Source organism: Pseudooceanicola sp. HF7 (assembly GCF_011806405.1).
Classification (GTDB): domain Bacteria; phylum Pseudomonadota; class Alphaproteobacteria; order Rhodobacterales; family Rhodobacteraceae; genus Pseudooceanicola.
Genome location: NZ_JAATOW010000004.1, coordinates 37,879 through 58,791, shown reverse-complemented (window position 1 = coordinate 58,791; position 20,913 = coordinate 37,879). Strand labels below are relative to the sequence as shown.

Here is a 20,913-nt window from a genome sequence, read left to right as displayed (position 1 = left end):
CCACCCACATTGAACAAACTACCCGCTTTCCGCGTTGCGGCATGGGCGGCCTTGGCAAAAGGTCGCCACCCCTGTGCGCCTCGGATTGCAACTATTCGTCCGGAGCGAAAGATAAAGCCGTGCCCCTTTCCGGGGAAAGTTGTTCTGTTCGAGGAATTTACATGCTGCCACGTGACTGCTGCCCGCGTGCCCAAGATCGCCGTCCGGCCGGGATCGCCCGGCGCCAAGGGGAAAGAACCGCCCCCTTGTCGCGCCGCCAACTGCTGACCCGCATGGCCGGGTCTGCGGCGGTCCTGCCTTTTGCCCTGACCGCTTCCGGACCCGCCCTTGGTCAGGAGGCCCCTCAGGATGCGCCCCAGTCCATGCCCTTCAGCTTCGATGCGCTGACCGAGAAGATGCGCCAACGCGCCTCCGAAGCGCCGCAGGAGCCGTCGGAAATGGATGGCCCGCTCGCAGCCCTTGGCTACGACGATTACCAGCACATCCAGTTCAACCCTGACAGGGCGCGCTGGTCCGATCCCAAAAGCTTCTTCCGGCTCAACGCCTTTGCGCCCGGCTGGCTGTTCAAGGATCCTGTCGCGGTATACGAAGTGGCCGATGGCAATGCCACCCCGGTGGGCTTTTCCATGGACGACTTTATTTTCCACGCCCCCGTGGATCAGAAGGTGCCCCAGGACCTGGCGCTGCCCGGCGTCGCCGGCATCCGCCTCAATGCGCCGCTCAACCGCGCCGATGTCTTTGATGAGGTCGTCGCCTTCCTGGGGGCGTCCTATTTCCGGGCCCTGGGCCGCGGCAACCGCTACGGGCTTTCCGCACGCGGGCTGGCCGTGAACACGGCGCTGGCCCCGGGCGAGGAATTCCCGCGCTTCACTTCGTTCTATCTGGAGAAACCGGCGGCGGGAGAAACCAAGACGGTGATCTACGCCACGCTTGAAAGCACCTCCGTCACCGGGGCCTATCGCTTTGTGGTCCAGCCCGGGGAAGAAACGATCATGGATGTCACCGCGCGGCTCTTTCTGCGCGAGGACGTGCAGCAGCTTGGCATCGCGCCCTTGACCTCCATGTTCCTCTTCGGGGGTGTGGATGCCGGTGAGTTCGATGATTTCCGCCCCGCGGTCCATGACAGCGAGGCGCTTGTGCTGGTGACCGGGGAAGACACCTTCTACCGCCCGCTGAAGAACCCTGAGCGCCTCTCCAGCTCCTACCTCTGGGCCTATAACCCCAAGGGCTTCGGGCTGGTTCAGCGCAACCGGAACTTCGACGAATACCTCGATGCCCAGGCCCGCTACGATCTGCGCCCCTCGCTCATGATCGAACCGCTCGGGGATTGGGGCGAAGGCTCTGTCCGACTGGTGGAGATCCCCTCGGACCTGGAGGTCAACGACAATATCGTGGCCTTCTGGGTGCCCGAAACGACCTTCGCCAAGGGGTCTTCCTATGAGCTGTCCTACCGGATGCGGTGGGGCATGGAAGCCGGCTACGGGCAGCAGGAACTGGCCAAGATCCTGCGCAGCCGCGCCGGCCAAGGCGGCGTTGCCGGAACTGAACCGGCGAAAGGCCGCCGGAAATTCGTGATCGACTTCACCGGCGGACTTCTCACGGAACTAACTGGAGAGACAGAGGTTACTCCTTCAGTCACGGCCACTGATGGCGAGATCGTCGAGACGATTTTGTCGCGGGTCGAAGGAACCGGGATTTGGCGTCTGGTGGTGGAGATCGCCGCAAAGGATGCCGAGCTGGTGGAAATTAAAGCCAACCTGTCGGGCTACGGGCGCACGCTCTCGGAGACCTGGCTTTATCAATGGGTGATCGAATGAAAGCCGATATGAATTTGCACGCTGCCGCCGAAAACGCCACCGCCGTTGAGGCCGTCCATTGGGAACCCCCGATGGCGCCTCTGGACATGCCGCGCCAGCAGCTGGAGAGCGACCGTGAGGTGACCGGGCTGTTCACGCGTCTCTTCGGTGCATGGCGCCACGCCTGAGCAGCAGCCGCGCCGACAGGGGACAACACAGGGGACAATCATGGGCGATGACGCAAAGATGGCCGTGACGCGGCTGTACCGGGGCTTGGCGATCGGCTTTGCCCTGCTGGCCGCCACAATCGCGACCATCATGCTGACCGACGCCGCGCTGGAAGACGGGACAGACGTCTGGGACATCGCTCGCTCTGTGCTGATCTTCCTGACCACGGCTTGGCTTGCCTGGGGGGCCTCCCTTTCGCTTGTCGGCCTGATGCCGCGCCGCCGCCGCGCGGAACCGGCCATGATGATGCCGCAGCCGCGCTGCATCGTGCTTGTGCCCATCTGCAATGAAGACCCGGTTGCCACCTTCGCCCGTATCGCCGCCATGGATCATTCCATCCAGGCGGCGGGCGTGGCCGCGGATATCGCCGTGCTGTCTGACACGCGCGATGAAGACGCGGCGAGTGGTGAGCGGAATGCCTTTGCCCACCTGCTGGATGAAACCGCCGGGCAGGGTCGCATCTTCTATCGCCGTCGTCAGGACAACCGGGGCCGCAAGGCCGGCAATATCGAGGATTTCATCCGCAATTCCGGCGCGGCCTATGAGCTTGCGGTCATCCTGGATGCCGACAGCCTGATGGAAGGCCAAGCCATTCGCCGCATGATCGCCGAGATGCAGGCCGACCCCGATCTTGGTCTCCTCCAGACCCTGCCGAAGATCACCGGTGCGACCTCTGTTTTCGGACGGGCGATGCAGTTCTCCGCCAGCTTCTTTTCGCCGGTCTTCGCGCGCGGGCTGGCCCGCCTGCAAGGCACCACCGGTCCCTTCTGGGGGCACAACGCGATCATTCGAACGCGCGCCTTCGCGGAAAGCTGTGCCCTGCCGCCTCTCGCCGGCAAACCGCCCTTCGGCGGGCACATCCTGTCGCATGACTACGTTGAAGCAGCGCTGCTGGCCCGCGCCGGTTGGTCCGTGCGCGTCGATGAAACCATCGACGGATCCTACGAAGAGGGGCCTGAGAACATCCTGTCCTTCGCCAAGCGCGACCGCCGCTGGTGCCAGGGCAACCTGCAGCACATCCGCCTGCTGACAGCGCCCGGCCTGCGCGCCTGGAGCCGCTTTGTCTTCGTGCAGGGGATCTTCGCCTATCTCGTTTCGCTGGTCTGGGGGCTTTTCCTTATTGCCTCCGTCGCCGGAGCTGTCTTCGCGCCGGCACCTGATTACTTCCCGGACACCTACCAGCTTTTCCCGGTGTTCCCTTCTGACCAGACCCAGCAGATCATCGCGCTTGGGATCGGGGTTGTCGGGTTGCTGGTGCTGCCCAAGCTTTCCATCCTGATCGAGTCCGCCATGACCCGCCGCGCCGTCGGCTTTGGCGGTAGCCTCAAGGCTGCGGGATCGGTCCTGGTGGAGCTGCTGCTTTCGTCTCTTCTGGCCCCGGTCATGCTGATGTATCAGTCCCGCGCCGTGCTTCAGGTTCTGATGGGCCGGGACGGCGGTTGGCCCGCCAACCAGCGCGGAGAAGGTCGCCTGACCATCGGGCAGGGCATCGCCGCCGGGTTCTGGATCACGCTTTTCGGGGCTGCCGCGCTGACAGCCACTTGGTGGATTGCGCCCGGTCTGCTGATTTGGCTGCTGCCGGTGGCCGTGCCGATGCTGCTTGCGCCGCTGCTGATCGCGCTGACCTCTCGCGTTGGGATCTCCGGACTGTTTCAGACCCCGGAAGAGGCGGCACCCAGTCCGGTCATCCGCCATTACCGCGCCATCCATGACCGCTGGACCCGTGATGACAACGGCCCCGAGGACGCGATCCCCGTCCCCCCGGCTCTTGGCGCCATCGCCTGAGCCGAAAACTTGCCACCGGGAATCCCCCGGACAGGGCCCCTCCCCTGGCGGTCCTGTCTGCCCGGTCGGTAGACCCGGCTCCGGATTGTCATGATGGCAGTCCGGAGCCGGGGAACCCTCCAGCGGGATCTTCCCCTGTTTCTGCTTGTTTCTTGACCTTTCTGCCCCGGCTGCTTCCCAGCCGCCTCATTTGCGCTTGCCCACAGGGGCCTCGCGATGCTGGTCTGAAAGGGCAGGGCGCTTAGGGTTCCGTTCGCTTACCGCGAAGCCTGGTCCAAGAAGCACCGCCTTCCCGGCAAATTCCGGGCAGGTACACGGCGGGCCAAAATCCCGGGAGAGTACTGCGCAGGTTTGCCCCGCGCCCTTACTCTTTTCGTTCCGCCAGTGGGGAAACCAATACTATCGGCGGAACCAACGGGGAGATGTAACATGCTGAAGAAAAAGGTTCTTACTGCTGCGACCCTTGCCGCCGTTCTGGCTGCTCCGACCCTTCAGGCCCAGGAAAAGACCGATTTCCGACTGGCCTGGACAATCTACGCCGGCTGGATGCCCTGGGGCTATATCGAGGATTCCGGCATCATGGACAAATGGGCCGCGAAATACGGCATCGACGTGGAGGTCGTGCAGCTCAACGATTACATCGAATCCATCAACCAATACACGGCGGGCGCCTTCGATGGCGTGACGGCGACCAACATGGATGCGCTCTCCATTCCGGCTGGGGGAGGGGTGGACAGCACCGCGCTGATCGTCGGGGACTACTCGGACGGCAACGACGCGATCATCACCAAGGGAGAGGTGGCGCTGGCCGATCTTGCCGGCAAGCCGGTGAACTTGGTGGAACTCTCCGTCTCCCATTACCTGCTGGCCCGCGCGCTTGAAAGCGTCGAGCTTTCCGAGCGCGACCTGGGTGGGGTGATCAACACCTCTGATGCGGACATGATTGCCGCCTTCCAGACGCCGGATGTTGAGGTTGTGGTGACCTGGAACCCGCTGGTCTCTGCCATCCTTGAGGACCCGGAGGCCTTCAGCCTCTATGATTCCAGCGACATTCCGGGAGAGATCATCGACTGCCTCTTCGTGAATACCGACGTGCTGGAAGCCAATCCCGCTTTCGGCAAGGCCGTGACCGGGGCCTGGTATGAAACCATGGCACTCATGGCCTCCGGCACGGCGGAAGGCGACAAGGCGCTGAGCGCCATGGCAGAGGCCGCGGGCACCGATCTTGCCGGCTACAAGGCGCAGCTGGCCGCCACGGCGATGTTCTACACGCCCGAAAGTGCAAAGGCCTTTGCTGAGGACGCGGCGCTGCCCGACACCATGGTTTCCGTCGCGAACTTCCTCTTTGACAAGGGCATCCTGGGCGAAGGTGCCCCCAGTCCCGATTTCGTCGGCGTGACCTATCCCGATGGCTCGACCACCGGGGACGCGGGCAACGTGAACATGCGCTACGACACGACCTACGTGAGCATGGCGGCCGAAGGCGCGCTCTGACCCTTCTGCCCGGGCGGTCTGCCGTCCGGGTTCCCTTGCAAGCAGGAGGTCACCCATGCGCCTGATCAACCGAAGTCCGGGACGCCCCGCGGCGCTGGTCCTGATGGCATTGCCTTTCGTGGCAGTACTCGCGGCCTATGCCATCGGGTCTGAAGTGCGGCTGGCTGAGAACCCGCAGGACAAGTTGCTGCCGGCCCCGGCCCAGATCCTTGAGACCGCCATCCGGCTGTTCACGGAAGGCGACAGGCGCTCCGGTCGGATCCTGCTGTGGTACGACACCGGGGCCTCCCTTGCACGGCTGGCCATCGGCGTGGGCATCGCCGCCCTGTCGGCGCTGGCCTTCGGCATGGCCATCGGCATGTTGCCCTATGCCCGGCGGACGCTGAATGCCTTTGTCGGCGTGATCTCCATGGTGCCGCCCCTGGCGATCCTGCCGATCCTCTTCATCATCTTCGGGCTGGGAGAGGTCTCCAAGGTGGCGCTGATCGTGATCGGCATCACCCCGGTGATGATCCGCGACCTGTCAGCGCGCACGCTGGAAATCCCCCGCGAGATGATCGTCAAGGCAGAGACGCTCGGGGCCTCGTCGGCGGTGATCGCCATGCGCGTGGTGCTGCCGCAGATCCTGCCAAGGCTGATCGCATCCGTGCGCCTGGCGCTTGGCCCCGCCTGGCTGTTCCTGATCGCGGCAGAGGCCATCGCGGCGCAGCTGGGGCTGGGCTATCGCATCTTCCTGGTCCGGCGGTACCTCGCGATGGATGTCATCCTGACCTACGTCATCTGGATCACCCTGCTGGCCTTCCTCATGGATTACGCCCTGCGTCTCCTGTCCCGGAAGGCCTTCCCCTGGACGGAGGCCGCGCTATGAGCTTCGTCGAGGTTCGAAACATCTTCCAGAGCTACGGTAGTCGCCCGATCCTTGAACGCGTCAACCTGGACGTGGCCAAAGGAGACTTCATCTCCATCGTCGGCGCTTCGGGCTGCGGCAAGTCTACCTTCCTGCGGTTGCTTCTGGCGCAGGAGGTGCCGACGCGCGGTACCATCCGCATCGACGGCAATGATCCGGCGGTGGAGCCGGGGCGCGAACGCGGCGTGGTCTTCCAGCGCTACTCGGTCTTTCCGCACATGAGCGTGCGCGAAAACATCGTGGCGGGGGAAAGCTTTCACCGCTGCTGGGGCCGCTTCTACGGGGCCGGCAAGAAACAGGCGCTTGACCGCGCCGATGAAACGCTGAACCGGATCGGGCTGGCCCATGTGGCGGATGCCTATCCGGCCACGCTTTCGGGTGGCATGCAGCAGCGCCTTGCCATCGGACAGGCGCTCGTGGCCCGCCCGCGCATCCTGCTGCTGGATGAACCCTTCGGCGCGCTGGATCCGGGTACGCGCCTGGCCATGCATGACTTCCTGATGGAACTGCGCGCCCAGACGCGCATGACCGTCTTCATGGTGACCCATGACCTCGAAGAGGGGTTCAAGCTGGGCGACCGCGTGCTGGTCTTCGACAAGACCCGCTGGGACGCGGACTACCCGGATAATTACGGCGCCACGATCACCTACGACTTCGACGCCAGAAATGGTGGCATTCCCTTCCAAGATATCATGGAGGAACACAATGTTCTGCTTTCCGCATGAGCGCAGCCGCTCGCATCACCCGGCCGATCGCCGGTCCCCGGACCGGCGCGCGCACCACCCGGACCTGACCAAGCTGCTGGGCTGGAAGGCCATGCAGAAAGAGGCGGAGCTGTCCGGCTCAGGCTGGGCGGAAGAGCGTAAATGGGCCCTGCGCATGGGGCTGACCGGCGCCGACAGCATCGACGACAAGTCGATCCCCACCTTTGCGCGCGGTGAGCTGCCCCATTACGCGGGCATCAACACCTTCCTCAAGGCGCCCTATGCAGAGGACGTGCTTGAGGTCGCCAATTACGACGCGACCGTGCTTGGCATCCCCTTCGACGGCGGCACGACCTACCGGCCCGGCACCCGCTTCGGGCCGCAGGGGCTGCGCAAGATCTCGGCGCTCTACACGCCTTACAACTATGAACTGGGCGTCGACCTGCGCGAGCAGATGACGCTGTGCGACGCGGGTGACGTCTTCACCATCCCCGCCAATATCGAGAAGAGCTTCGACCAGATCAGCCGCGCGGTCAGCCACGTGTTTTCCTCGGGCTCGCTGCCCATCATGATCGGCGGGGATCACTCCATCGGCTTCCCCTGCGTGCGCGGGATCGCGGAGTGCACCAGCAAGAAGATCGGCATCGTGCACTTCGACCGTCACGCCGACATCCAGGAAAAGGACCTGGACGAGCGGATGCACACCACGCCCTGGTTCCATTCGACGAACCTGCCCAACGTGCCGGCCAAGAACCTGGTGCAGGTCGGCATCGGCGGCTGGCAGGTGCCCCGCGACGCGGTGAAGGTGGCGCGCGAGCGCGAGACCAACATCATCACCATGTCCGACATGGAGCGCATGGGCATCGACAAGACCGCCGAGATGGCGCTCGAGATGGCCTGGGACGGGGTCGACATGGTCTACATGTCCTTCGACATCGACAGCATCGATTGCGGCTTCGTGCCCGGCACCGGCTGGCCCGAACCCGGCGGCTTCCTGCCGCGAGAGGCTCTGGCGCTGGCCTCCAAGGTGGCGGCCGAAGGTATCTGCGGCATGGAGCTGGTCGAGGTCTCTCCGCCCTATGACACCTCGGACATCACCGCGCTGATGGGCACGCGAGTCATCGTGGACGTGCTCGGCTCCATGGTTTCGGCCGGGGTGCTGGGCAATCACAAGCGCCACATCGACAAGCCGGTCGAGATCCCTCACGGGGAATTCGAGGGCAATCGCTGGTCGAACAAGAGGTGATCCTGCCCCGACCTCGCCCTAGCATCCGGCCCGGCGGCATGCCGGGTCGCGCCCGCCCTTCCCGTCGCGCCTTTGGGGCGCCGTCGCCCGGAGGTTCAGGAAGACGGAAGCGCGCAGCCCTCATTCTACAGGAGGCAACCCATGCCCCATGACCACCCGCATCATCACCACCACGGACATGATCACGACCACCTTCATCCCCATGACCACAATCACCCCCATGAGGCCGATCACCTGCATTCCCACATGCATGACCGGGACGAGGCCGCGGATCTTCAGGTCCTGACCGCGCAGTTCATCGACGGGTTTGTCTCTGCCGCAGACAAGGCCAGCTACCTCAAGCTGGCGGGCGTACCGCTGGAGCGGCCCGGAAAGGGCGGCGACACGGCGCTGAAACTGGTGGATGTGGAGCTCAAGACCGAATGGCAGGTGGGCACCGCCTCGCCCAGCTTCGGCGCGGCTGAGCTGTCCTATCTGCCCTTTCCCGGCCAGATGGTGACGGAGCGGACCAACATGTCGCTTGTCTACGTCTCCATGCGGGAAAAAGTCCTTTGGGATATCCGTGACTTCCTGAGAGACCGGTTGTAAGCCATCCTTGAAATCCCGCCCGCTCCCGGAGCACTCTGGGAGCAGGCGCAGGAGGAAAGGACAGATCATGACCACCCCGCTCTTCGTGCAGGTGCGCTGCAAGCCCGGCACCACCTATGACGTCGCCGCAGCGATCAACCTGCGTGAATTCCACTCCGAGCTCTACTCGACCTCCGGAGAGTTCGATCTTCTGGTCAAGATCTACCCACCCAAAGGGCAGGACATTGGCCATTTCGTCGATCAGAGCTTCGGCGGGATCGAGGGGATCGAACGGACCCTCACGACCCTCACCTTCAAGGCCTTCTGAACCCCGCCAGCACCTCCCGGACCTGTGCGATATCGCCGGGCCGGGTCAGGGTGGGGGCATGACCGCAGTCCGCGACCTCCGTCACCTCTGGACGGGGGCCGCTTTCGGCCATGCGCTCGGCGATCTCCCGGGTCAGCAGGTCGGACTCCGCCCCCCGGAAGACGTGGCAAGGGGCGGTGATCCTGTCCCAGCGATCCCAGGTGGTCAGCTCCTCTGGCCATTGCGAGAACTGCAGGATAATGCGCGGATCATAATGCAGGGTCAGGCTGCCATCGGGATTGCGCCTGGCAGAGCTAAGCGTCATGCGCCGCCAGAAATCATCCGTGGCCGGGCCGAAGGGGCGGTAGGTCTCGCGCAGCCAGGACTCTGCCCGGATCAGCGTGTCAAAGCGTGGCAGGTCGCCGACGTAGTCGAGGATCCGCCTGATGGCCGGATCGGGGATCTCAGGGCCGATATCGTTGATGATCAACCCGGCCACCCGGTCCTTCTGTGGGCCAGAGGCCAGGCGCATCCCGATCATCCCGCCCATGGAGGTGCCTAGCCAGCAGGTGGTTTCCAACCCGTAATGGTCCAGCAGGTCGGCGGCGATGCCGGCGTAATAGGCCACCGAATACTCGGTTTCCGCGGTGCCGGCCCAGCTTGAAAACCCCCGGCCCAGGGTGTCGGGACAGATCACGAAGTAGTTGTCGGAAAGCGCCGCGGCCAGCTCATCGAAATCCCGCCCCGTACGGGCCAGGCCATGCCACATGACCAGCCCGGGCTTTGCGGGATCGCCCCATTCGGTCACGTGGATCTCATGATCCATGATCGGGACCAGCGAAAATCGGGGGCTCATGTCCGGCTGCCTTTCAGCATCGCCGTGCCTGCGATCCCTTTCGGGAAGAAATAGACCAGCAGGATGAACAGGATGCCCAGCCAGAACAGCCAGCGATCCGGGTTCAGCAGCTCCGGCAGCAGGGGGATGGCGCTGACCGCCTCAGAGGCCGCGCCCATCAGGTCGCGCAGGTAGTATTGCGCCAGCACCAGCAGAACCGCCCCGATCACTGGGCCGAACATGGTGCCCATGCCGCCGATCACCACCATCAGCAGGATGTCGATCATGATGTCGAAGCTCAGCGCGGTTTCCGGGCCCGTGTACTTCAGCCAGACCGCGTAGACCGTCCCGGCGAGCGAGGCGATGACCGCGGAGATGCAGAAGACGAAGGTGCGATAGGCCACCACGCGATAGCCGATCGCCTCGGCGCGGGCCTCGTTCTCTCGGATGGCCTTCAGGACCGTGCCAAGGGGCGAACCGACCAGCCGCAGCATCAGCCAGAACAGCGCCGCACAGCTCAGGAAGACGAAGTAATAGGCCGCGACCTTGCCGTTCAGGCTGACCCCCCAGAGTTTGAGCACCTTGCCGTCACCGTCGGTCAGCAGCTTGGTTGCCGGCTTGAACAGGTCCGGCGCGCGATAGGTGATCCCGTCCTCGCCCCCCGTCAGATGCGACAGCTGAGAGGCCAGCACCAGCGCGACAGAGGCGGCCGCCAGGGTGATCATGGCAAAGAAGATCGCCTTGACGCGCAGGGACAGCAGGCCGATGCCCGCTGCGATCACCAGCGACAGCGCCGCGCCCGCGCCGGCGCCCAGCAGCACCGGTGTCCAGCCCGGGCCCATCTGTTTCAGCAGGATCGCCGCACCATAGGCGCCGAAGCCGAAGAACATCGTATGGGCAAAGCTGACGATGCCGGTATAGCCGATCAGCAGGTCATAGCTGGCCACCAGCACGATGAAGATGCAGATCCGTGCCGCCACCTGGATGGAGCGCACGTCCTGGAACAGGAAGGGGCCGAACAGCAGCGCGGCCCAGATTGCCAGCACCGCCAGTTTCACGCCAAGGGTTCCGTAGCTCTGTTTCATGTCACTTCACCGCTGGTCGCAGGCCGGACGGCCGCCACATGAGGATGATCATCATCAGGATCATGTTCGAGGCCAGGGACAGTTTCGGGGCAAGGAAGCCCACGTAGTTGGCCACCAGCCCGACCATCAGCGCGCCGAGAAGGGTGCCCTCGATGGAGCCGAGGCCACCGATGATCACCACGATGAAGACCACGATCATCATCTCTGCCCCAAGGGCCGGGGTGATCAGCGTCTGGTAGCCCGCCCACATGGCCCCACCCAGGGCCGCCAGTGCAGAGCCCAGCATGAAGACCCCGACGAACAGCCGGTCGATGCGGAAGCCAAGTGCCTCGACCATCTCGCGGTTCTCGACGCCGGCGCGGATCAGCAGCCCAAGGCGCGTCCGGTTCAGCACCCAGTAAAGCCCGCCGAAGACGATCAGGCCCAGGGCAAAGGCGAAGGCCCGGTAGATCTCGATAGAGACATCCCCGATGATCCAGGCCCCCTCAAGGAAGGCAGGGCGGGGCACGGTGATGGGCGTGCCGCCCCAGATCGCCAGGATCGCTTCCTCGACCACGATCAGCGCGCCCATGGTGATCAGGATCTGGCGCAGGTGGTCGGCATAGACCGGCTTGATGATCACCTTCTCGAAGAACAGCCCGGCCAGCAGGCCGAACAGCATCGCCGCGCCAAGGGCGGCGGCCAGAGCGGCCACGTTCATCAGGACGGAGGGCGAGCCCAGCCAGCCGCCAAGGGCCGCCAGCACGCTTGCCGCGATGAAGGCACCAAGGCTGACAAAAGCCGAATGCCCGAAGTTCAGCACGTCCATCAGCCCGAAGACCAGCGACAGGCCGGAGGCCATGAGAAAGACCATCATGCCCATGGCAAGGCCCGCCACGGTCAGGGTCACCCAGCTGGACGGTGCGCCGATTAGCACGAAGGCCACGGCGGCCACCGCCAGCGGCAGCAGGTTCACGCCGCCAAATCTTTCCAGTGTTGCGTTCATTGTTCCCCCTCAGGCCGACAGGCTCAGCAGCCGGTCCTGCAATTCGGTATCCGCGACGAAGGCTTCCATGGAACCGCGATGGACCACGCGGCCGTCGTCGATCACCGCCATTTCCCGGCCCAGACGGCGGGCAAAGTGAAAGTTCTGCTCGACCAGCAGGATCGTCGTTTCTGCGCTGATCTCGGCAAAGGCGCCGGCCATGGCATCCACGATGGAGGGGGCCAGGCCCTTGGTCGGTTCGTCGATCAGGATCAGTTCCCGTTTCTCGATGATGGCGCGGGCGACAGACAGCATCTGCTTCTGCCCGCCCGAAAGGCTGCCCGCGGGCTTGTCCCAGAAGCGCTCCAGCGCCGGGAAGATGCCGTAGACGAACTCAAGCCGCGATTTGCTGAAGCTGCCGTTCTGCGTGGCAAGGATCATGTTCTCTTCCACCGTCAGCCCGCCGAAGATGCCCATGTTCTCGGGCACATAGGCAATGCCCAGCCGGGCGATATCTGCGGTGTGCATCCCGGTTATGTCCTTGCCGCGAAAGGTCACGGAGCCGGGCGAGGGCGACCAGAGCCCCATGATGGAGCGCAGGGTCGTGGACTTGCCCGCCCCGTTGCGGCCCAGCAGGACAAAGACACCGCCTTCGGGCACGTCGAAGGTCACGTCATGCAGCACGTGGTACTGCTCGATATCGGTCTTCATGGCATTGAGAGACAGCAGGCTCATGCGACTTCCTCCGTCGCGGTGCCCAGGTAGACCTCGCGGACCACGGCGCTGGACATGACCGTGGCGGGGTCGCCCTCTGCCACCAGCTCGCCGTTGTGCAGTACGATGATCCGATCGGCGAGGCTGCGCACGACGCTCATCTTGTGCTCGACCAGCAGGACGGTCTTGGTCGGGTCGGACTTGATGCTGCCGATCAGTTCCAGCACGTCCGGCGCGTGGTCCAGGGACATGCCGGCAGTGGGTTCGTCGAACATGTAGATATCGGGCTCCATCGCCATCAGCAGCGCGACCTCAAGCTTGCGCTGGTCGCCATGGGGCAGGTTGGCCGCCAGGTCATGAGCCCTTGTACCCAGCTTGGCAGCTTCCAGGTAATGTTCCGCCCTTTCCGTGAGGGCGCGGTAATGGCGCACGGGGCGGAAGATCCGCCAGCCCATGTGCGCGCGGGCCTGCACCGCAAGGCGGATGTTCTCAAGCACCGTGAGCGCGGGAAAGAGGTTGGTCAGCTGGAAGGCCCGGCCGATGCCGTGATGGGCGCGGGCAGAGGGCGACATGCGGGTCAGGTCCTGCCCGTCCTTGGTCACCGTGCCGGAGCTTGCGGTCAGCTGGCCCGAGATCAGGTTGAAATAGGTGGTCTTGCCCGCCCCGTTGGGGCCGACGATCACGGTCAGCTCGCCGGGGTGGAAATCGCAGCTGACGGCATTGACCGCGACATGGCCGCCGAAGCGGATCGTCAGGTCTTGCGTGCTGAGAGAGGGGGCAGGGGATGTGGCGGAAAGGGTCATGCGGTCTTCCGGGTGAAATGTCCGGGAAAAAGTCCGGGGGGAAGGACCCCGGTCACGGCGAAGCGCGACCGGGGCAGCGTGGCGCGGTCCGGCTCAGTCGCCGTCGCGGCCAAGCGGGATGTTCATCTCGCCGGGTTCGATGATGCGGACCAGCTCGGGGATGGCCCATTCGACCTCGTCATCGACCTTGATCTTGAAGTGCACCATGGACTGCAGCGCCTGGTGGTCTTCGGGGCGGAAGGTCATCTCGCCCTTGGGCGTGTCCCAGGACATGCCTTCCATGGCCGCGATCAGGTCTTCGGTGTCCAGGCTCTCGGTGGTCTCGATTGCCTTCACGACGGCCAGCGCGGCGGCCATGCCACCTGCGGTGAAGAAGTCGGGCGGGCTTTCGAAGCGCGCCATATGTTCCTCGACCAGCCAGTTGTTGATCGGGTTGTCATAGGATTCGTAGTAGTAATAGACCGCGCCTTCCATGCCGGGGAAGCGCTTGTAGGTCGGCAGAACCGGCAGGATATGCCCCCCCATGGAGATCTCGATGCCGTAGCGGGCCGGATCCATCGCCTGGATCTTGCCCGGCGCGTCACCGCCCCCGGCGATGTAGACCAGGATCACCTTGCGCCCTTCGATATCCTTCAGCGCGTTGAACATCCGTTCGGTGGCAGCGGTGAAATCCGCGGTGCCCTGGGGCACGTATTCCTCTGTCACCACGGTCGCGCCGGTGCCTTCCAGCGCGGATTTGAATGCCTCGATCCCGTCACGGCCAAAGGCATAATCCTCGGCCAGGGTGGCGACGTGCAGCGTTTCGTCCGGTTGCAGGGCCAGGGCCTGCGCCTGCATGTCCATGGAGGAGTTGCGCGAGGTCTTGAAGACATAGCGGTTGCCATCCGGCCCGGTCAGGCTGTCGGCCACGGCGGGCTCCACGATCAGGAGCTTCTCGTATTCCTCCGCGATGGGCAGCATGCCCTTGGTCACGCCGGAGCTGGTCGCGCCCACGGCCAGCAGAACGTCGTCATCGCCATAGGCCTCTTCAAGGACGGCGCGGGCAATGTCCGGCTTGAACTGGGTGTCCTTGACGATGATCTCGATGGGGTGGCCGTTGACCACGTTTGTGCCATCGGTGGCATATTCCAGGCCCATCTCGAACCCGGTCTGGGACTGCTTGGAAAAGGCTTCGAAGCTTGAGCCCGAAAGCCCGTGGATCAGGGCGATCCGGATCGGATCGGCATCCTGCGCGAAGGCCGCACCTGCTGTCAGGCTCAATGCGGTCATGGCGGCGCCAAAGGCGCTTGCAAATGGTTTCATGGTCTCCTCCCGAGAGCGCTCAGGCCGTCCGCGTTGCCCGCGGCGCGCCTGTCGTTTACCTTGCACTCCCAAGCATCACCGCTTTGGCAACCTGGGCAATATCGTGAAAATACGTACCCCCGATCCCGCCGCCGCCTTCCAGGACGGCGCCTTCGCCGAACTGGCCTACCTGCACGCGCCGGTGGGGCTGGTAGTGACGGAGAACCGGGTGATCCGGGACTGCAATTTCGCCTTTGCCGACATGTTCGGGTACACGCGGGAAGAGCTGCAAAATCAATTGTTTGCAAAGCTTTATCCCAGCGATTCGGAGTTCTCGAACATCCGCAATCGCGGCGTCGACCAGCTTCGGGAAACCAATTCCTACTGGGATGAACGGATCATGGCGCGCCGCGACGGTACGCTGTTCTGGTGCCGGGTGCGGGGGCATTCCTTCACACCGGACGACCCCCTGGCCCAGGCGGTCTGGAGCTTTGCGGACCTCAGCCAGACCCGCCCCTACATCCCGCTGACCCGGCGCGAGAGAGAGATCGTCGCGCTGCTGGCGGACGGCAAGACCTCAAAGGAGATCGCGCTCACCCTCGATATCTCTCACCGCACGGTAGAGGTCTACCGGGCGAAACTGCTCAAGAAATTCGGCGTCAGCAACACTAGCGGGCTGCTCAACTGCCTCGCCGGTGTCTATCAGGAACACATCGTGGGGCGCAGTTAGGCCCCGATTATCAGGCTGCCGCCTCTTCCCGGCTTTCGGACCAGTTCAGGGTGTCGAAAGGCTCACGGAAGGCGAATTTCTTCAGGTGATCCTCGACCACGAATTTCGCGCGTTCCATCTTTGCCTCGTCCGGGGCGCTCACGACCATGTGAAGGCCGGCCTCGTCCGCTCTCAGCAGCGCCGGGCCCGTGGGCATCTCTGCCCGGCCGGAGGTCGCGTCGTATTCAACCGACACCTTGTGGGCGAAGTGCTTGCAAAGCTGCTGAAGATACTTTGACCCATTGGCCGTCTCGAAGCTGGCGCTGGCTGTAAGCATTCGGCAATTCCTTTCTCCGATTCTTTTACTAGGGTATGAGCTTGACCCCTTGTTGGCAACGGGTTAGCCCCGAACGCAACGCTGCCTACCCTGCGGGGCGGGCCGGATATCGCGCCATTTTTCAGCCAGGTGAAAGCCATGACCCAGACCGCCAGAACCCCCGTAAAGGCCGCTCGCGCGACCCTTCTTGCCCTTGGTCTCGGGCTTCTCGGCGCGCAGGCCATGGCCGATCTGGTGACCTTCCAGACGGCCACCGGGTCGATGGAGCTGCCGGAGCCGCCGCAGACCATCGCCGTGCTGGATATCGCCGCGATCGACACGCTCAGCGCCCTCGGGGTTGAGCCGGACGGGATCGTCACGCCGCTCTACACCGACTTCCTTGAGCCGCAGATGGAAGGCGTCCCCTCCGTGGGCACGATCTTCGAAGCGGATTTCGAGAAACTGGCGGTCCTGCGTCCGGACCTGATCATCGTCGGCTCCCGTGCCGCTGCCCAGGCAGAGGCGCTGCGCCGCCTGGCACCGGTGGCGGACATGACCATCGGGCCCGACGCTTTCGGGGACGGGGAAGCCCGGCTTGCGGCCTACGGTACGATCTTCGACAAGCAGGCAGAGGCGGCAGAGCTTCAGACGCAATTGGACGCGGCACTGGAGACCACCCGCGAGGCCGTGGCGGACAAGGGCGGGCGGGCTCTGATCCTGCTGGCCAATGGTCCCAAGATCTCGGCCTTCGGGCGGGGCAGCCGCTTCGGCTGGCTTCATGAGCGGCTGGACTGGCCGCAGGCGGTCGAGGGGATCCAGACCTCCAACCATGGCGAGCCCGTCTCCTTCGAATATGTCGCCCAGGCCGATCCGGACACGCTTCTGGTGATCGACCGCGGTACCACGGTGGGCGAGGGCGCCCAATCCGCTGAAGCCACGCTCGACAACGCGCTGGTCCACAACACCAAGGCCTGGCAGGAGGGGCGGGTCATCTACCTGTCCCCGCCGGCGGCCTATGTCTCTGCCGGCGGCGTGCAATCGTTGCTCTTCACGCTGGACGAGATCACCAAGGCCCTGACCGCAGGCGGTTCCTGACCACATGCGCTGGACCCTGGCTCTTCTCACGCTGGCGGCGCTGGCGGTCCTGTCGCTGTTCATCGGCGCCGTTCCCGTGACCTTCCGGGACCTTCTGACCGATCCCCAGGGTCAGCAGCTTCTGCTGGTCAGCCGCCTGCCACGCACGCTGGCGGCCCTGCTGGCCGGCGCGGCGCTGGCGGTCTCTGGCCAGATCATGCAGATCCTTGCCCGCAACCGCTTCGTGGAGCCGATGACGGCCGGCGCGGGCCAGAGCGCGGCTCTTGGCATCCTGATTTCCACCCTGTTCTTCCCGGCCACGGCGATCTGGGCGAAGATGGGCATCGCCGCCCTGACAACGCTTGTCGGCAGCGCCGGCCTGCTGCTTCTGATCCGCCCGCTGCCCCCCACGCAGCCGCTTCTCGTGCCGCTTGTGGCCTTGGTGTACGGCGGCGTGATCGGGGCCTTCGTGACCTTCTTCGCCTACCAAGGCGACATGATGCAGTTCCTCGGCGCCTGGCTGACCGGAGAGCTCTCAGGTGTGCTGCAGGGGCGGTACGAGCTGCTCTGGGTCGGGGCCTTCGCCGCCGGTCTGACCTGGTTCATCGCGGACCGGATCACGGTGCTGGGCCTGGGCGAAAACGCCGCGCGCGGGCTGGGTGTCAACGTCGGGCTGGTGACGGGGGCTGGGCTTGCGGCGATCTCTCTGACCACGGCCATGGTCGTGGTGACGTTGGGGGCCATCCCCTTCGTGGGGCTGGTTGTGCCCAACATCGTCGCCCGCCGGATGGGCGACAACCTGCGACGTGCATTGCCGGTGGCGGCCTATGCCGGTGCGATGCTGGTGCTGAGCGGGGATATCCTGGGCCGCGTCCTGCGCGCCCCGTTCGAGATCCCCGTCGCCTCCCTCGTGGGGATCGCCGGGGCAGGGGTCTTCCTGTTCCTGCTCTACAGCGAGCCGCGGCATGGCTAGGCGCATCACCCTCCTGTCGCTGGCCCTGCTGAGCCTTGCCGCGATCTACGTCTTCGCGGGCGCCGGGGCGGCCTGGGAATTCCTGCTGCCCTTCCGCGCCACGAAGCTGGCGGCGATGCTGCTGGTGGGGGTCTGCCTGTCGGTCGCCACGGTGCTGTTCCAGACCATCACGGCGAACCGGATCCTGACGCCCTCGGTCATGGGGTTCGATGCGCTCTACATGCTGGTGCTGACGATCATGGTGCATGTCTTCGGCTCATCGGGGTATGCCGGAATGCCCACCGCGCTGATCTTCACCATCAACGTCAGCCTCATGACGCTGCTGGGCCTGGGGCTGTTCACGCTGCTGCGCAAGGGCGCGCGGGGCGACATGATGCGGCTGGTCCTGACCGGTATCATCTTCGGCACGCTCCTGCGGTCGGTGACGGAGTTCATCCAGCGCCTGATCGATCCGGCAGAGTTCCAGATGGTGCAGTCCATCTCCTTTGCGCGCTTCACCAGTGTCGAACCGGCGCTGCTGGGCTTCGCCACGCTGGTTTCGGTGCCGGCGGTGCTGCTGGCCTGGCGGATGCGCGCCCGGCTCGACGTGCTGGGGTTGGGGGAAGTTCCGGCCACCGGCCTGGGCGCACGTCCCGCGCAGGGGCAGGCCCAGGTGCTGGTGCTGATCTGCATTCTTGTGGCCGCCGCGACGGCGCTGGTCGGGCCGATGTCGGGCATGGGCGGCGGGGCCGGCAGCTTCTTCGGGCTCATCGTCACCGCGCTGGCCCATGTGCTAACCCCGACAGAGCGCCATGCCGTCCTGCTGCCCTCGGCCGCGCTGACCGGCTGCCTGATCCTTGTCGGCGGGCAGACCGTCATGGAGCGCTTGCTGGACCTGTCCACGCCGCTTTCCGTCATCATCGAACTCATCGGGGGGCTGCTCTTCCTGGCGCTCCTTCTGAAAAGGCGACGCGCATGATCCGTATCCGCGACCTGCATCACAGCATCGGCAGCAACCAGATCCTGACCGGCATCGACCTGGACCTGCCCAAGGGCGGGATCACCGCGCTGGTGGGGCCGAACGGGGCGGGGAAATCCACCCTGCTGTCGCTCATCGCCCGACTCACCCGCATCCAGCGTGGAGAGATCGACGTCCAGGGCCTCAAAATCGGTCAGGCCTCTGACAGGGACCTGGCCCGCGTGCTGGCGATCATGGCGCAAAGCAATCACGTCTCGGCCCGTCTCCGTGTGCGCGAACTGGTGGGCTTCGGGCGCTATCCCTGGCACCAGGGCCATCCCACCGCCGCGGACCATGCGCTTGTCGAAACCGCGATCAACCGCTTCGGCCTGTCGGAGATGGCAGAGCGTTTCCTGGACGAGATCTCGGGCGGGCAGCGCCAACGCGCTTTCGTGGCCATGGCCTTTGCCCAGGACACCGAATACCTGCTGCTGGACGAGCCGCTCAACAACCTCGACATCGCCGGGGCCCGCAGCCTGATGCGGCTGCTGCGCGAGATGGCGGATGAAGACGGCAAGACCATCGTCATCGTGCTGCATGACATCAACTACGCCACGGCCTTTGCCGACCGGATCGTCGCGCTGAAGGACGGGCGCATCGCAGCCCAGGGGACCCCGGTGGAGGTCGTGAACGATGCCCTGCTGGCTGATGTCTTCGGCAGCGACGCCCGCATTTCACTCATCGGGGACCGCCCTTACGTGATGGTCTGACGGCGGTTTCGCCCGGGCGGCGGCATCCATCGGAATATAGTTGACTGTATTACTAGGTTATCTTAACCCGTGGTCGACGCCAGCCACCGTGGGGGTTTCTTCCTCGATCACTCACCCGTGGTGCCAGCATTTCGTGAATGACGCCGCAGCAGCGTGCGGACCTTCCCGTCCCCATGCCAGCGGCAGGCGTCATTTCACCCGGTGGATGATAGCGCCGAAGGCATCGCGCCCTTCGGTCTTTACTTGTGAAACAGGGCGCGCGGCGTCATCGGTTTCCGAAAGGAGTTTGGACATGGCAAGGCTTCACGCGGAGGGCTCCAGGGGCTTTCTGACCCTCGCCCGGACGGCAGCGATTTCGGCGGTGGTCTCGGCAGCGGCGCTCACTGGTCCCGCCTGGGCGCAATCCGCGCCAGAGGCCAGCGACAGCGCGCCGGTCATCGGCGACGTCGTCGAACAGCCGGCCGTGACGCCCGAACCCACGCAGGCCCCCACGGTCGACGCCCCCGCTGCCGACCCTGCCGCCGATGCGCCGCAGGAAGGGGCCGCAAGTGAAACGCAGGAGGCCGCGCCCACTGCCGTGGACAGCCCGGCGCAGGCCGGTGTGGGCGGCACGCAAACCGATCCCGCAGGCGAAGCGCCCGCAGCCGAGCAGCCCGCGACCGATGGCGCTGTCGACACGGCAAGTGAACCGGCTCCCGCCGCGCAGCCGGCGGCTCCCGAACAGCCTGCAACCCTGGTGGAAGTGGTCGAAGATGCCTCCAGCCGGGGCATGGAGTTCCTAGTTAACGGCGGCCCGGCGATCTGGGCCATCGCGGCCCTCTCCGTGGTGACCGTGGCGCTTATCCTGTGGAAGATCTGGCGCCTGGTGCTGGAAGGCGCCTGGTCGCGCCGCACCTCGCGCCGCGCCGTGCAAGCCTGGGAAGAGGGCGACGCCACTCTGGCCCTCACCATCGTCAAGGACCGCAAAGGCGTGCGCTCCCGCCTGGTGACCGCCGCCATGCGCGCCCGCCTGTCCCTGAACGAAGACGCCGCGCGAGAGGAAACCTCCCGCATCGCCAAGCGCCTGCTTGGGGCGCAGGGCTCTGCGCTGCGCGCGCTTGAGCTTATCTCCACCATCGCCCCGCTGCTGGGTCTGCTCGGCACCGTGATGGGCATGATCGCGGCCTTCCAGGCCCTTCAGGCCGCCGGTTCCAATGCCGATCCCTCGCTGCTGGCCGGCGGTATCTGGGAAGCGCTGCTGACCACCGCTGCCGGTATGGCCGTGGCGATTCCAGCCTCCATGGCGCTGACCTGGTTCGAAGCCGTGGTGGAGAACCTGCGCATGGACATGGAGGACCTCTCTGCACGAATCTTCGTGGCCGATCTGCCGGGGCAGGGCATGGGTGAGAACGTGTCGAAACTGGCCGCCCAGTAAGCCG

General features: G+C 65.0%; 22 protein-coding genes and 1 riboswitch. Of the genes, 15 read left to right on the top strand and 7 right to left on the bottom strand.

The genetic code is table 11. From position 1 onward, the window contains the following. Positions 1-245: 245 nt before the first annotated feature. The 9 genes from HCZ97_RS03145 (at position 246) to HCZ97_RS03105 (ending at position 9,055) form a co-directional block, all read left to right on the top strand. Positions 246-1,817 (top strand): glucan biosynthesis protein, encoded by a 1,572-nt coding sequence (locus HCZ97_RS03145; protein ID WP_368484312.1) that lies wholly within the window; start codon positions 246-248, stop codon positions 1,815-1,817. 8 nt (positions 1,818-1,825) lie between these two features. Beyond that, complete coding sequence (locus HCZ97_RS03140) at positions 1,826-1,984, top strand: hypothetical protein (RefSeq protein ID WP_167687220.1); 159 nt, start codon at positions 1,826-1,828, stop codon at positions 1,982-1,984. A gap of 40 nt (positions 1,985-2,024) precedes the next feature. Next, the gene (gene mdoH, locus HCZ97_RS03135; protein ID WP_167687219.1) at positions 2,025-3,809 is read left to right on the top strand and encodes a glucans biosynthesis glucosyltransferase MdoH; all 1,785 of its coding nucleotides are present in this window, start codon (positions 2,025-2,027) and stop codon (positions 3,807-3,809) included. 230 nt (positions 3,810-4,039) lie between these two features. Further along, a riboswitch (guanidine-I (ykkC/yxkD leader) is annotated at positions 4,040-4,148 on the top strand. A gap of 90 nt (positions 4,149-4,238) precedes the next feature. Then, complete coding sequence (locus HCZ97_RS03130; protein ID WP_167687218.1) at positions 4,239-5,303, top strand: putative urea ABC transporter substrate-binding protein; 1,065 nt, start codon at positions 4,239-4,241, stop codon at positions 5,301-5,303. 55 nt (positions 5,304-5,358) lie between these two features. Then, entirely contained in the window at positions 5,359-6,171 is an 813-nt protein-coding gene (locus tag HCZ97_RS03125; protein ID WP_167687217.1) for an ABC transporter permease, read from the top strand. Further along, positions 6,168-6,935 (top strand): ABC transporter ATP-binding protein, encoded by a 768-nt coding sequence (locus tag HCZ97_RS03120; protein WP_167687216.1) that lies wholly within the window; start codon positions 6,168-6,170, stop codon positions 6,933-6,935. The genes HCZ97_RS03125 and HCZ97_RS03120 overlap by 4 nt, the downstream gene beginning before the upstream one ends. Beyond that, the gene (locus HCZ97_RS03115) at positions 6,916-8,160 is read left to right on the top strand and encodes an agmatinase family protein (protein WP_167687215.1); all 1,245 of its coding nucleotides are present in this window, start codon (positions 6,916-6,918) and stop codon (positions 8,158-8,160) included. The genes HCZ97_RS03120 and HCZ97_RS03115 overlap by 20 nt, the downstream gene beginning before the upstream one ends. Positions 8,161-8,301: 141 nt before the next feature. After that, complete coding sequence (locus HCZ97_RS03110) at positions 8,302-8,748, top strand: hypothetical protein (protein ID WP_167687214.1); 447 nt, start codon at positions 8,302-8,304, stop codon at positions 8,746-8,748. Between the two features lie 67 nt (positions 8,749-8,815). Then, on the top strand, positions 8,816-9,055 hold the full coding sequence (locus tag HCZ97_RS03105) for an Lrp/AsnC ligand binding domain-containing protein (RefSeq protein ID WP_167687213.1): 240 nt from the start codon (positions 8,816-8,818) through the stop codon (positions 9,053-9,055). On the opposite strand, the gene HCZ97_RS03100 is transcribed toward HCZ97_RS03105, so the two are convergent. From HCZ97_RS03100 to HCZ97_RS03075, 6 genes are all read right to left on the bottom strand, one after another. Next, positions 9,042-9,890: an alpha/beta fold hydrolase gene (locus HCZ97_RS03100; protein WP_167687212.1), complete on the bottom strand. Its 849-nt coding sequence runs from the start codon at positions 9,888-9,890 to the stop codon at positions 9,042-9,044. The genes HCZ97_RS03105 and HCZ97_RS03100 overlap by 14 nt on opposite strands. After that, the gene (locus HCZ97_RS03095; RefSeq protein ID WP_167687211.1) at positions 9,887-10,954 is read right to left on the bottom strand and encodes a branched-chain amino acid ABC transporter permease; all 1,068 of its coding nucleotides are present in this window, start codon (positions 10,952-10,954) and stop codon (positions 9,887-9,889) included. The genes HCZ97_RS03100 and HCZ97_RS03095 overlap by 4 nt, the downstream gene beginning before the upstream one ends. Position 10,955: 1 nt before the next feature. After that, positions 10,956-11,939: a branched-chain amino acid ABC transporter permease gene (locus HCZ97_RS03090; protein ID WP_167687210.1), complete on the bottom strand. Its 984-nt coding sequence runs from the start codon at positions 11,937-11,939 to the stop codon at positions 10,956-10,958. Positions 11,940-11,948: 9 nt separating this feature from the next. Next, a complete protein-coding gene (locus HCZ97_RS03085; protein WP_167687209.1) occupies positions 11,949-12,653 on the bottom strand; it encodes an ABC transporter ATP-binding protein in 705 nt (234 codons plus the stop codon). Then, the gene (locus tag HCZ97_RS03080) at positions 12,650-13,435 is read right to left on the bottom strand and encodes an ABC transporter ATP-binding protein (protein ID WP_167687208.1); all 786 of its coding nucleotides are present in this window, start codon (positions 13,433-13,435) and stop codon (positions 12,650-12,652) included. Before HCZ97_RS03080 ends, HCZ97_RS03085 begins: the two co-directional genes overlap by 4 nt. Positions 13,436-13,528: 93 nt before the next feature. Then, on the bottom strand, positions 13,529-14,704 hold the full coding sequence (locus HCZ97_RS03075) for a substrate-binding domain-containing protein (protein WP_175581634.1): 1,176 nt from the start codon (positions 14,702-14,704) through the stop codon (positions 13,529-13,531). Positions 14,705-14,837: 133 nt separating this feature from the next. On the opposite strand from HCZ97_RS03075, the gene HCZ97_RS03070 reads away from it, so the two are divergent. Continuing rightward, positions 14,838-15,446 carry a LuxR C-terminal-related transcriptional regulator gene (locus tag HCZ97_RS03070; protein ID WP_368484315.1) on the top strand — a complete coding sequence of 203 codons (609 nt, stop codon included), beginning with the start codon at positions 14,838-14,840 and terminating at the stop codon, positions 15,444-15,446. Between the two features lie 10 nt (positions 15,447-15,456). Here HCZ97_RS03070 and HCZ97_RS03065 read toward each other — a convergent pair whose 3' ends face one another. Then, the gene (locus HCZ97_RS03065; protein ID WP_167687205.1) at positions 15,457-15,762 is read right to left on the bottom strand and encodes a DUF2218 domain-containing protein; all 306 of its coding nucleotides are present in this window, start codon (positions 15,760-15,762) and stop codon (positions 15,457-15,459) included. Positions 15,763-15,900: 138 nt separating this feature from the next. Here HCZ97_RS03065 and HCZ97_RS03060 point away from each other — a divergent pair, with 138 nt between their 5' ends. From HCZ97_RS03060 to HCZ97_RS03040, 5 genes are all read left to right on the top strand, one after another. Then, positions 15,901-16,836 carry a siderophore ABC transporter substrate-binding protein gene (locus tag HCZ97_RS03060; protein WP_167687204.1) on the top strand — a complete coding sequence of 312 codons (936 nt, stop codon included), beginning with the start codon at positions 15,901-15,903 and terminating at the stop codon, positions 16,834-16,836. A 4-nt stretch (positions 16,837-16,840) separates the two neighbouring features. Next, the gene (locus HCZ97_RS03055; RefSeq protein ID WP_167687203.1) at positions 16,841-17,788 is read left to right on the top strand and encodes an ABC transporter permease; all 948 of its coding nucleotides are present in this window, start codon (positions 16,841-16,843) and stop codon (positions 17,786-17,788) included. Further along, positions 17,781-18,746, top strand: coding sequence for an iron chelate uptake ABC transporter family permease subunit (locus HCZ97_RS03050; RefSeq protein ID WP_167687202.1), 966 nt, complete (start codon positions 17,781-17,783; stop codon positions 18,744-18,746). Before HCZ97_RS03055 ends, HCZ97_RS03050 begins: the two co-directional genes overlap by 8 nt. Next, the gene (locus HCZ97_RS03045; RefSeq protein WP_167687201.1) at positions 18,743-19,495 is read left to right on the top strand and encodes an ABC transporter ATP-binding protein; all 753 of its coding nucleotides are present in this window, start codon (positions 18,743-18,745) and stop codon (positions 19,493-19,495) included. The genes HCZ97_RS03050 and HCZ97_RS03045 overlap by 4 nt, the downstream gene beginning before the upstream one ends. Positions 19,496-19,787: 292 nt before the next feature. Further along, on the top strand, positions 19,788-20,909 hold the full coding sequence (locus tag HCZ97_RS03040) for a MotA/TolQ/ExbB proton channel family protein (protein WP_167687200.1): 1,122 nt from the start codon (positions 19,788-19,790) through the stop codon (positions 20,907-20,909). The last annotated feature ends 4 nt before the right edge of the window (positions 20,910-20,913 follow it).